This is a genomic window from Bacteroides intestinalis, from assembly GCF_003464595.1.
In the GTDB taxonomy this organism is placed as follows: domain Bacteria; phylum Bacteroidota; class Bacteroidia; order Bacteroidales; family Bacteroidaceae; genus Bacteroides; species Bacteroides intestinalis_A.
Genome location: NZ_QRZF01000004.1, coordinates 114,530 through 126,826, shown reverse-complemented (window position 1 = coordinate 126,826; position 12,297 = coordinate 114,530). Strand labels below are relative to the sequence as shown.

The window sequence follows — 12,297 nt, the reverse complement described above, 5'->3', positions numbered from 1 at the left end:
TCTCTTTGAATGAGAACAGAAATTATTCTTCGGGCATCAGTACTACTCCCAGCTTCTTCTTGCCATCCATCTTTACTGTTACAGGTTGTTCGAAATGTACGTGCCGCAGGTATTTCGTCTCGTGCACGGCAGGTTGGGCATTCAGGAATTCCTGGTTGTATACACCGTCGTTCATAAATGCATTGATGGTGAAATACCCTACGCCGAATGACGTTAGGTTCTGGAAGAAATGGGTTCCCTGACTGGGGTCTACACGGTAATTCGTCAGTCCGGCTTCCACAATGACGCGGGCGGCGCTGATGTGCGGCCACTTCACGGGGATGCCAAGCCAGGTGTCACTACTTCCCCAGCGTCCGGGACCGACGAGGACATAGTTTCGCCCTTCGTCCAGGAATTGCTGGTTCAGCTTCTCTATCTCCCAGGCAATCTCCTGATTGTGCGATGCACTGTAGTCATCCGTCTTCACGTAGACGACGTCATAGATATCATTCATAATGCCATGACCCAGCGAGTTGTTGGAGCGGAGTAGGGTTTTCTCATCCGGTATGGCGGTGAGGTCTTCGTCCAGCATTTCTTTGGTGTCTACGATAGGACGTATTTGCAACAAGTAGAAAGTGCCCGATTTATCTTGTTCGCGGCTCATGGTGGCGGCAAACTCTATCTCGACGGGGCGGCGCATTTCCTGCTCACCGTACTTCAATACCAGTTGCAGGATACGTGCCAACGGGAAAACATCATGTTGCAGGATGTTGGCGAAAGTGATTACCTTGCGCCCACCGGGATAAAGACCGTCGCGGATAATCTGGTCGTAAGGGTCGTAGGTGGAGGCTATGTAGTTCAGTGCTCCATCCTTTTCCGCCTCTTTCACGTGTAGTTTCAGCAGGTTAAAGCCATCGTCCATAGAGAAATCGTGTCCGGCATTGCGCAGGTCGAGGGCGTAGAAACGGGTTTGCGTCTCTTTCAGGGCTATCTCCATTTCGCTGGTTTGCAGAATCTGATGCGGATGATAGGGAGAGAAACGGAGCGTCATGCCACCGTCTACGATGTACTTGCCAAGACCGAGGGCGAGGTTTACTGTACCTTCTTCGGCCTTTTCATCACCGATGGGGTAATAGTTGAGTGAACGTGCCACGCCGGACATACTGGGATAATAACGGTCGCCATATTGGTTGCCGACTACCTCTTGCAGGATGACAGCCATCTTTTCCTGGTCGATGACATTGCTTGTGGCCTGCATATACGCCTTGCTATCGCGGAAATAGACCGAAGCATATACACCTTTGATGGCGTCGGACAGCATCCGGAGCATTTCGTATTTATCATCCAGATACGGAATCATATAAGTATTATAGATTCCGGCGAAGGGCTGATAGTGCGAATCTTCGAGCAAGGAAGACGAGCGGATGGCAAGCGGTGACTTCACTACATCGAAGAAGGTGAAGAAGTCTTCCACCAACCGATCGGGTAGTTTGGCTTTCAGGAAGTAGCGCAGGATTAAGTCGTCATCAGCATCGGAGAGGGCTACCTGATACAGGTTGTTTGTCTCCATGAACTCGTCGAAGACATCGGTACAGAGTACCACTGTCTTAGGGATGGCAACGCGGGCATTATCGAACTCTTCAAATTCGGGATGATGCTTCACCATGTTGTCAATAAAAGCCAATCCACGACCTTTGCCTCCCAATGAACCATCGCCGATACGGGCAAAGTTGGAGTAACGGTCGAAGCGGTCACGCTTGAACACAGCTACCACACCCTGGTTCTTCATCTTGCGGTATTTTACGATGGCTTCGAAGATGATCTTGCGGTGGGCATCCACGTCTTGCAGGCTGTTCCAAGTGATAGGTTTCAGGAACTCTGCCACCGGGAACATGGCGCGTGAGTAGAGCCAGCGGCTGACGTGGTTACGGCTGATATGGTAGAGGAACGACTCTGCAGGTACGGCAAAGAGGATATTCTGCAATTCTTTCAGATTCTTTACGCGGGCTATCTCTTCCAGCGTATCGGGATTGCGGAAAATGAAATCGCCGAAACCGAAGTTGTCCGATACGATGCGGCGCAGGTCCACATCCATCTTCTTGGAGTTCTTGTCGATGAAGGCGGCACCGTATTTGGATGCATACAGTGCATTTTCCGATTCGGACGACTGGATGATGAGCGGCACGAACGGATCTTCCTTACGGATGGCGGCGCACAGCTTGATACCTGCCAGTCCATCCTTTTCGCCACGTTCCACACGCGGGAAGCGAACATCGGTAATCACTCCTAATATATTATTCTTGTATTTCTCGTAGATACCGGTAGCTTCTTCATAGGTACGCGCCAGCACGATCTTCGGACGTCCACGCATACGCAGTGTCCGTTGGTGGGCATTCAATGCTTCGGTACTGAATTCCTGGCTTTGTTTCAGTACGAATTTATACAGGTTGGGCAAGATGGATGAGTAGAACCGGATACCATCTTCCACTACCAGAATCACTTGTACACCGACTTCGTTTACATCGTGTTCCAGGTTCATTTTATCCTCTATCAGTTTGATGATAGACACCAGCAAATCGGTATTTCCCAGCCAACAGAAGATATATTCGAAGGGGCTCAGGTCTTCATTGGCAATACGCTTGGTGATGCCGTGACTGAAAGGAGTCAGTATCACCATGGGGATATGCTCGTACAGGCCCTTGATGTGGCGTGCTACATCGAAACTGTCGTTATCTCCCGTACCCGGCATGCAGATGATGAGGTCGAACGGTACGGTGGAAAGTTGTGCCAACGCTTCTTCACAGGTGGATGCCTGGGTAAAACGTGGTGGATAGCGCAGGGAGAGCGATGTGTATTCGTTAAAGATTTTTTCATCTATACGTCCGTCGTCTTCCAGCATGAAAGCATCATAGGGGTTGGCTATCAGAAGAATGTTGAAAATGCGGCGCGTCATCAGGTTGGCGAACTGCGTATCTTTAAAATAAAGCTGGTTTAATTTAAGCTTGCTGAGCATGGCCTATCACGAATTATTGGTTTGGATGGACAAAAGTAATAAAAAAAAGCCAACCACGATGAGGTGATTGGCTTTAATCCAGGTTGATAAGAGAAATTTATTTCATCAGTTGCTGCCACCCGTATGTTGGCGGTTGTAGGCTCTGGTTGTGACTGAAATATTTCCATATTTCTTGCCCGAAACTGAGCGTTTCAGTGCAGAAACCGTATAAGTGGTTGCAGACTGTGTACCACTGATGCTCAGTGCTGTTCCTATGGATAAAGTTACATTGATAGGATAGTTTTTCTCAATTGTTGTAACGCTTGCGCCTGCCAGACGGGCCAGAATTTCAATCAGATATGCGGTAAGTTTGGTTGTTCCGGAGGAGGTAATTTCCGTACCCACCTTATATTGATAAGAAGAAGTGCCTACAGCCATATCGCCGCTACCATACAAATTGTCAAAAGTGTTTGGATTGAATGTTAAAACTTCGCTGGATGTCTTGGTTGTAATACTTGCGTTCAGGAACAGGGAGTAGGATGTGAAAGAGTCTGCTGTCACGGAAATAGTTCCTTCATTAACTTCAAACGGAGCATTTACCCATAAACCGTTGACCAGCTTCTTGGCAGAAACGCTGCCTGTTATCTCAGCATCCACATTGTATGTCAGGGTCATCGGTGTAGCAAGGGTGGCTGATGCATTAGAGCACTTCAGGTTTGTTCCTACCAGAAGTACGGATTCTTCACTCGCCCGTGTAGATCTGGATTTAGCGGCATCGTCTACACTATAAATCGGAGTTAGTGTAATAGTCGCGGTCTTGTCTGATACGGCATTCTCCGGCACTGTTACGGTAATCTCAATTTTTGCCTTCTCATTACCTTTCACGGTTTCGGTCTCCACTTTGGCTTCACCCGCAACGTCTTCTTTGGTGGTTATGGTTATGCCTTCATTGGCAAGAGTGGCATTCCAGAGGACAATGCTTCCCTTTTCACTGTTTTCCACGCTCACACTCTCTTCTTTGGCAATTTTGCCGTTGGCTTCCGCTTTCAGAGTGTGACTTCCTGCTTTGACGTCTTCAAAGGCATATGTTCCGTCGGCAGCGGTTTTTAAAGTGGTGGTTCCGTCCATTGTGACGGTAGCTCCATTGATACCTTCTCCACTGACACCTGTAATCACACCGCTGATACTGTTGGTAACGGGCACTTCCGGCGGCGTTACGTTCTCGTAGTCCGGATCATCGTCTTTACAATTTGCCATACCTAAAGCGAGGAAGGCAACAAGGAGCATGAAAGCTCCTTTCTTTACAAATTTTCCCATAAAATAAAAGTTTAATGTTATTGATGATGAAAAATAAATAACTATCACAATAGATTCATGCAGAAGCAGATGCCTCCGGTAAAATATCTTCCGTCCTGTAAGGAAGATTGTAGCAGCAGATGCTTCCACAACTTCCAGTCAAAGCCTACATTTACCTCATTACCGGTATATTCTGCTATCAGGCGCAAGTTTTTTTGGAAAGAAGGTTGAAAAGTGATGCCACCAACAGGTCCGTTCCACTTGCTATTGTAGTTGCGCTTCCATTTGCGGTAAGCCAGATGGATGCCTACAACTTGATTTTGTAGAGAGAAATGTTTGGTGGCGGCAATGTAGAAGTTGGCGAATATCTGATTTCGATTCTTTTCCGGTAGATCTGTCCTATCCTTTTTATTGCTAGTAGTAACAGGGTCGTTGCTACCGATAGCAATGCTTGGCCACCACTTGCCTTCATGTTCCCTGATGGGTTGCACTTTGATGGAGAAATAACGATCTTTATGGTAATAGCCATAATCATCCAAGTCCTCATTGTTCTTATATCCCTTCATCAGTGTACAGGTATATGCCAGCTCTATCCAAGAAAAAGGAGTTATACTCAGATAATGGGTGTTTGTATGATACTTGCTTCCGCGAAAGGCAAACGCTTCATTAGGCACAAATTCTTTGTTCAAAAAATGTCCGCCTATACGTGCTTCCCCCATATCATTCATATCCGCAGTAGGCACATGGATAAGTCCGCTCATTCCGGTGTATTGCTGGGCGAAAGCCAAAGAAGACATTCCTACGAAAAGCAGAAAAAGGATATGTCTCATTACTGATTTTGTGCTTAGCATCATTCACGCCCTCCTTTCTTCTTTATCACAAAGTCTGGGTGCATCGTATTCGCACCCCAGTCTAACCGTTCACGGTCAAACCAGCCTTCACGTTCGTTCTCTTCCGGGTCGGTATTGTATGTTTTCACCGCATAGCCTTGTCCTTGTATGTTGTAGGTTAGTCTGAAATTCGATGCCGGGCGCACCTGCACCTTGCGAGTCTTACGCTTGTAGGGTGGAATCATCATCACCACCTTGAATCCACCATTTTCTTTCCATTGGTCGCTATACTGTGCATACACACCCACCGTACAATGCTTAAAGTGCCGCATTGCCTCGGCATACATGCCATAGTCTTCATATATAAATCTGCCACCCTTCAGTCGCATTTCCGTATTCACCTTTTCCAAGTAAACTCTTACACCAGCCCATCCGCTTACGCGCGTCATCTTGCTGCATTCCCAGCCCGCAGCCATAGAGCAGAAGCCCGTCAGTCCCACTTGCGCATCCAGTGCTAACCAGTGGTTCACGGGATACATCCACTTCACATCCAAGCCATAACGCTCCATACCGAACAGACCGCCACTCATCTTCAAGAACTGCTTTCTGTTCCAGTCCCATTCCTTGGAAAGAACCGCCATGTTCAGCCTCACCTTCTTGTATCGGCTTCCATAGTCGTTATATACTGGGATGATAGCCTGTCCCGCCAACATCCACTGCCTGCCCATGTTCCATTTCACTCCCGGAGTGAAGTTCACCAGCACTTCGTAAATCTTTCCGTAGAACAAGTCGCGGTAGTGTAACTCCGCTCCGGTAAATATTTCCACTTTCGACTGTACCAGAGTGGAAGCTTTTTGTGCATAGAGTGAGGATGCCACCATAAACAGCAAGATAGCTATCCATAGCACCATTCCTACCTGTCTTGTCTTCATTTTACCTTCGGGCATTTCTATAGCTCTCTCACTTCTTGAATATTCCGCAGAAGTCCAATATCACCTTGTCGCAACTCCACTCCAATGTCTTAAACTCGTTGTGCGCAGTGAGGAACGCCACGATGTCAGCTTTATTGTATGCCTCGCGGTAGTCGGTCAGTTTAAACACGTTGTGTTCCTTCACATTTGGCTCCACCACAAGGATATTAGCATTGTTACAGCTCTGCATCACTTTGGTCGTGATATACTTCGACGGACTTTCGCGCAAGTCATCGATATTCGGTTTAAAAGCCAGTCCCATCATAGCCACAGTAGGCTTACGATGGTTCTTCAGTTCAAACTCCAGCATGGCATTCTTCACACGCTCTGCACACCAGAAGGCCTTGTAATTGTTAATTTCGCGTGCATTGGCAATCAACTTGCTCTCGGCGGGGAAGTCCGAAGTAATGAAATAAGGATCCACCGCAATACAATGACCACCTACACCGCAACCCGGTTGAAGGATGTTCACGCGCGGGTGCTTGTTGGCAAGATTAATCAGCTCCCATACATTGATACCAGCCTTGTCGCAAATGATGGAAAGTTCGTTGGCGAAAGCAATCTGCACGTCACGACTGGAATTCTCAGTCAGTTTACACATCTCCGCCGTGCGGGCATTGGTCTTGTGTAGAGTACCTTGTACAAACCGGGCATAGAACTCTATCGCTTTATCGGTTGAAGCCTCATTCATACCGCCAATCACCCGGTCATTGTGTACCAATTCATAAATCACATTTCCTGGCAAAATACGCTCTGGGCAGTATGCGATGTAGATTTTATCCTTCAACTCTGGTCGCTCAGCAAAGATGATATTTGCCATCACCTCAGTAGTACCTACCGGCGAAGTTGATTCAATCACATACAAGTCGCCCTCTTTCAAGAACGGAAGCACCGCACGTGTAGCAGCTTCTACGTAGCTCACATCCGGTTCATGATTGCCCTTAAACGGAGTGGGCACCACCATGAAGTAGGCATCAGCGGTTTCAGGAGTAGTCGATGCTTTCAGCATCCCCGAGGCCACCACCTCTTTCAGCATCTCTTCAATACCCGGTTCAATGATGTGCAGACGTCCTGCATTTGTCATTTCCACTACTTTGGGGTTGATGTCAACACCCGTAATCTGAATGCCGTGCTTGGCGGCAATGATGGCTGTGGGCAAACCAATATAGCCCAAGCCCATAAAACAAGCTTTCATACCTTATTTTTATTTTGTTATAATTTCCACAATTCTTCTACAAGCCAGTCCGTCACCATAAGGGTTCACCGCCTTGCTCATTTTCTCGTAAGCGGTTTCATCATCAATCAAAGATGACACTTCACTTACAATCTTATCATAATCCGTACCTACCAGTTTCACCGTACCTGCGTCCAAAGCCTCGGGGCGTTCCGTCGTGTCACGCATCACCAATACAGGCTTGCCTAATCCCGGAGCTTCCTCTTGGATGCCACCGCTATCGGTCAGTACGATGGTCGATTTTTCCATCAGATACACAAAGCTCAGATACTCTAATGGTTCAATGAAGAACATATTGCCCAAGTCTGATAAGTCCTCACCAAACACCTCATGTATTGGCTTGCGCACATTAGGATTCAAGTGCATCGGATATACAAAGTCCACATTTGGGTACTTCTCTGTCAAATCATTGATGGCTGTACACATATTAATGAAACCGTTCCCAAAGTTCTCGCGGCGATGGCCGGTAATCAGCACCAACTTCTTACCATTGTTCAAACGGTTCACATCATAACCTGCTTTGCTTAGTACACTTTCCAGTTCATTATCCATTGCCTTGTTGCTCTTTATTTTCTCCACCACCCAGTAGAGCGCATCAATTACGGTATTACCCGTCACATGAATTTGTTCCGTTTTTACCCCTTCATCCAAGAGGTTCTGACGACTCAATGGGGTTGGTGAAAAGTGATACGTAGCGATACGCCCCGTGATCAGTCGGTTCATCTCTTCCGGCCACGGACTATATATGTTATGTGTACGCAGTCCCGCTTCAATATGCGCCACCGGAATCTGCTGATAGAACGCCGCCAAGGCAGAAGCCGTGGAAGTGGTGGTATCACCATGCACCAGTACCACATCAGGTTGTGCTTCTTTCAGCACGTCACGCATACCCGTCAGCACACGAGCCGTCACATCATAGAGGTCTTGCCCTTGCTTCATAATGTTCAAATCATAATCAGGCTTGATGTCAAATATCTCCAGCACTTGGTCAAGCATCTCCCGGTGTTGTCCGGTCACGCATACCACAGTCTCCACCCGTTCCGACTGCTTCTGGAATTCTTTCACCAGCGGAGCCATCTTGATTGCCTCCGGACGGGTACCGAAGACCAACATTACTTTCTTCATCTTTATTTACTTATAGTTTTTTAGCCATCAGCCACCAGGCATACTTCACCAGGTAGATCTGACGCTTGATTCTTTTCGGTTCCTTTATTAGCCGGTAGGCAAACTCAATATTATGATCCACCCACCATTTCGGCGCACGTTGCACGTGTCCGGTATACACATCGAAGCTGCCACCCAATCCTTGGAAAATGGCGCGGTGCTTCTGCTGTATTTCTTCCATCAGCAGTTCCTGCTTGGGAGAGCCCATCGCCACGAACACCACATCGGGCTTCTTTTCCGCAATGTCGGCTATCAGCTGTTGTTTCTTCTCCTCAGTCTTGATATATCCGTCACGATAACCTACAATACGAATACCTTTGTATTCATGGCAGAGCTTGTCTATAGTTTCCTCTATCACCTGCGGCTTGCTGCCTACCAGATAGAATGTTTTTTCCCGGTAGAAACAGGCTACAATTTTCAGCCATAGTTCACATCCGGGAACCTTGCATGCACTCTCGTATCCTTTTTGTTTCAAAGCCATCTGCACACCCGCTCCGTCACAATATCCGATGTTCCGGTTGATGATGGCACGTGTCTGTTCCGTGGCGTGCAGTATCTTTTCGGCATTGATGGCCACAAGGATACCTTTATGTGTGTCCACATAATGCAACAACTGCTCTTCAGAGGCGAAAGGGAAAATTTCGACCCCGTTCAATGAGACTTTATACATAAAAGATATATTTGGTTATTTATTGGTTAAGCAGGTAATGACTTAGTGCATTGAACATAAACGCATTACTCCAGCGCATATACGGAATCTTGGAACTGATGCCCGGTTTCAGTTGGTAATAGAAATAGGCTTCCTTGCCCTGTCTGTTCTCACCACCAACCGGCACAGGGCCGACTTCTTCAGAAAAGGAATGGCTTGAAATAAACGGGAATTCAGTCCGGCATACGAATCCCATCCCTTGAAATGCTCCCGTTCGCAATAGCTCTTCAACGACAGGAAAGAATCTATCACGTCAGGCAGCATATCTGTGATTTTTTTATTGAATAGTGTTAATTGGGGGAGTAATTTGTCTTATTTCTTGTTCTATGATTCGTTTATATTGTATAATCATATTTCCTTCAGTAAAAAAGCGTTCATAACGTAATCTGGCATTGCATGACAAATGTTGATACGCTTCGCTATCCGGCATAGGCAGTTCATTCAAACCCTTTACAAGTGCTGTGAAATTTGGAAAAACGAAACCGGTCTCTCCGGCTTTATTCACATCGAGCACGGCTGGCAAATCATTTGTTATCAGCGGCTTGCCAAACATCAATCCTTCGATTAGAGACAAACCTAATCCTTCATTCTTTGAAAACAGACATACATAGTCATATCTGTTCAGATTCTCTGTCATATTCAGGAAACCTACATAATGATACTGTGTCTCGCCCTCTATTTCTTTTTTCAGCAATTCTACTTCTTCACCTGCTCCAGCAAAATAAATATGGATGTGAGGCAGCAATTTGTCACGAGTCATCCTTACTATATCTACCTGCTGTTTCACACCGCATATTCTTCCGGGCAATAAGATATGTATTTCCCGATTGTCAGTCTTTACGTTCTGATTGTTCCGGCAGTCTTCTTTACCATTGAATATGACAGTAATCCGCTCTTCCGGCACGCGAAAATAGCTCATCAAATTCTCTTTTACGCCATTGGATACGGCCACAATCCTTTTCGGAAAGGAACTGAGACACCTCAAATTCGTAAATGTGTTGTGAGCCACGTGTAAAACATATGTTTTTTTGCCAGATAAGAGACTGAAAAGCATTAATAGCGATGTACTTTTCCGATGATGCGAAAGAAATACGGTATGCCCGTCAGCCAGATTATGAACCGACCGCCAACTAAACGGCATGAATCTTGCCCTTTCCCTATAATCGGGTACAATATCCGCAAAACAGGTTTCTGTCAAGACAATAGGTTCCGTTCCTTCATTCAGCTTTTCTGCCAATTGCAAAGCCACGTCCTGTGCTCCGCCATGATTGGCAAAATTAGGATAAACCGATATCACCCTTATTTTGTCCATAATGTTTTACTATTAAAAAGGCATGTAGAAACCAAGCCTGAAATTCGATATACGGAATTCTGTTTTTCCCATAAACAAACCGTTCCGGTATCATATATCCTCTTTTCTTATCATAAAATTTGTCGTAAGCATATCGAAGTAATCGATTTACCATCTCTTTTTCCGATGTGTATAAAGTAAAGAACACCAGTGCTTCGGCAACATCACGTCCGTCCACTTTCACGAATAGCCAGGTGTTATGCGGCGTATATCGTTTGTCATAACGCACAGGATGCAGATAGCCTCCTTCCTCAACGAACAGTGTCTTATAGAATGCAGTACCTTTTGTTATCACTTCGACAGTATCGAAAGGAAGATAATCCTTTACAGAACAAATGGCCTGCAAAATATAGGACTGATGGAAACAGTCGATAGTGGAACGCTCGGGCTTTCCGGCATAGAACCAGCTTCCATCTTTATTTTGCTTGTTGCAGATATATCTAATCCCCCTTTTTCCTAATTCTATATACTCATTTATTTTATACTTTATCCCTAATCTTATCAAAAACGCACTGATGATGGCACTGGCATTATAGACCTCCTTTTTCAAGGTAGGCCCATAATAAAAATACACTCCTTGCTCTTTATGGTCTGCGTATCCCAATTCCTCAGTCAAGTAAGCTGCTATTGAGAGCAACAACTCTTTTTTTTCTGTTTCTTTGAATATGCCGGAATGTTCGTCTAACAGGAATTGCCCAAACCATACTGTATTCAATGGTGTTGGATCGTCCGCCGAATTCTCATATAAATTAATAGCTATTCTTATTCCTTGTTTTAATGCAAATTTTTTGGTTTGTGGGGAACGTAATGTCAAGATACGCTGATATAATTTGGTAATTACCTCCAGATTATTGCTTATTGCAAAAGCTTTTAACATTGCTACCAGACATTGTGGAGTCAAAGGATATAATCCGGATTCTGGTCTGGTCATATTCCTAAAATTGTAAGGAAACAATCTAAAGAAAGTACGAAGCAATGCGTTAAATTTGGGGTTCTTGCCAAAAAGACGGTCAGGAACGTGATTGCATTCTATAAAACTGTAATTTTGTGATTGAAGCCAATTCTCCACTGCTGCAATCATTTCGTCTGTTTTTTCTATTATTGACATATGACTATTAAATACGTTGTTGCCTATTTTAGGTACATTTTTATATGGAAATTTTCGTACTGTGGAGAATCGTAGTCCCAACCTGCAATTATCACTAATTTCCGTTCTTGGAATCAAGACAGTGCTTATTCCTTTACATACAAAATAAATTCTTTTGCCGATTTTAGTGTCGGTTGTAATTTGGGAATTGTAAAGTACAAAAATAAGACCTTGTATTATTTTCGGTAAAAATGGTATGTGGTGTAAATAATATCACCGGGAAATTCTGTAGAAAAATATGGGTTTAGTATAATTATTATCTTTTTTTGATAAAACGAGCAGGATTTCCAGCCCATACTTCATTGGCCGGTATATCTTTAGTAACAACAGAACCTGCGCCAATGATGGCATTCTCACCAATCGTAACTGGCTTAACCACCATTGTACACATGCCCAGATAAGCGCCTTTACAAATATGTACCTTTCCACGGTCGTAACTACCTGTAGTAGGGTTCATAAAATGTGTTACTATCTTAACTCCGACAGTCAACCGGACACCTTTTTCAATGATAATATCTTGTGGATAATTGGTGTCAAATAAGACTTCTTCACCGATAAAAGTATTTTTATAATCAATAATTTTCACCCCTCCCAGTTTGCAGACCATTGGCCTCCACCCTCTTG

At 45.2% G+C, this 12,297-nt stretch carries 11 protein-coding genes and 2 pseudogenes; all 13 read right to left on the bottom strand.

The features are described 5' to 3' along the window. Positions 1-22: 22 nt before the first annotated feature. Positions 23-2,992 carry a PEP/pyruvate-binding domain-containing protein gene (locus DWW10_RS07295; protein WP_022392940.1) on the bottom strand — a complete coding sequence of 990 codons (2,970 nt, stop codon included), beginning with the start codon at positions 2,990-2,992 and terminating at the stop codon, positions 23-25. A gap of 105 nt (positions 2,993-3,097) precedes the next feature. Then, complete coding sequence (locus tag DWW10_RS07290; RefSeq protein WP_022392941.1) at positions 3,098-4,288, bottom strand: carboxypeptidase-like regulatory domain-containing protein; 1,191 nt, start codon at positions 4,286-4,288, stop codon at positions 3,098-3,100. A 44-nt stretch (positions 4,289-4,332) separates the two neighbouring features. Continuing rightward, the gene (locus DWW10_RS07285; protein ID WP_022392942.1) at positions 4,333-5,097 is read right to left on the bottom strand and encodes a YjbH domain-containing protein; all 765 of its coding nucleotides are present in this window, start codon (positions 5,095-5,097) and stop codon (positions 4,333-4,335) included. A 20-nt stretch (positions 5,098-5,117) separates the two neighbouring features. Beyond that, positions 5,118-5,978 carry a YjbH domain-containing protein gene (locus DWW10_RS07280; protein WP_409012352.1) on the bottom strand — a complete coding sequence of 287 codons (861 nt, stop codon included), beginning with the start codon at positions 5,976-5,978 and terminating at the stop codon, positions 5,118-5,120. A gap of 79 nt (positions 5,979-6,057) precedes the next feature. After that, entirely contained in the window at positions 6,058-7,263 is a 1,206-nt protein-coding gene (gene wecC, locus DWW10_RS07275) for a UDP-N-acetyl-D-mannosamine dehydrogenase (RefSeq protein WP_022392944.1), read from the bottom strand. 9 nt (positions 7,264-7,272) lie between these two features. Beyond that, positions 7,273-8,427, bottom strand: a complete 1,155-nt coding sequence (gene wecB, locus DWW10_RS07270; protein WP_118421258.1) for a non-hydrolyzing UDP-N-acetylglucosamine 2-epimerase — start codon at positions 8,425-8,427, stop codon at positions 7,273-7,275. A 10-nt stretch (positions 8,428-8,437) separates the two neighbouring features. Further along, positions 8,438-9,136 (bottom strand): WecB/TagA/CpsF family glycosyltransferase, encoded by a 699-nt coding sequence (locus DWW10_RS07265; protein WP_022392946.1) that lies wholly within the window; start codon positions 9,134-9,136, stop codon positions 8,438-8,440. Positions 9,137-9,155: 19 nt separating this feature from the next. Then, positions 9,156-9,284, bottom strand: a pseudogene (locus tag DWW10_RS26665) (delta-aminolevulinic acid dehydratase); the annotation flags it as partial. Next, positions 9,245-9,439 (bottom strand): hypothetical protein, encoded by a 195-nt coding sequence (locus tag DWW10_RS07260; protein ID WP_022392947.1) that lies wholly within the window; start codon positions 9,437-9,439, stop codon positions 9,245-9,247. The gene DWW10_RS07260 and the pseudogene DWW10_RS26665, both read right to left, overlap by 40 nt. Before the next feature lie 13 nt (positions 9,440-9,452). Then, positions 9,453-10,487 carry a glycosyltransferase family 4 protein gene (locus tag DWW10_RS07255; protein ID WP_022392948.1) on the bottom strand — a complete coding sequence of 345 codons (1,035 nt, stop codon included), beginning with the start codon at positions 10,485-10,487 and terminating at the stop codon, positions 9,453-9,455. Then, positions 10,453-11,457 (bottom strand): prenyltransferase/squalene oxidase repeat-containing protein, encoded by a 1,005-nt coding sequence (locus DWW10_RS26005; RefSeq protein ID WP_182021366.1) that lies wholly within the window; start codon positions 11,455-11,457, stop codon positions 10,453-10,455. The genes DWW10_RS07255 and DWW10_RS26005 overlap by 35 nt, the downstream gene beginning before the upstream one ends. A gap of 186 nt (positions 11,458-11,643) precedes the next feature. Beyond that, positions 11,644-11,871: pseudogene (locus DWW10_RS26590) on the bottom strand (serine O-acetyltransferase); the annotation flags it as partial. Between the two features lie 58 nt (positions 11,872-11,929). Next, on the bottom strand, positions 11,930-12,280 hold the full coding sequence (locus DWW10_RS26585; RefSeq protein ID WP_303793463.1) for an acyltransferase: 351 nt from the start codon (positions 12,278-12,280) through the stop codon (positions 11,930-11,932). Positions 12,281-12,297: the final 17 nt, after the last annotated feature.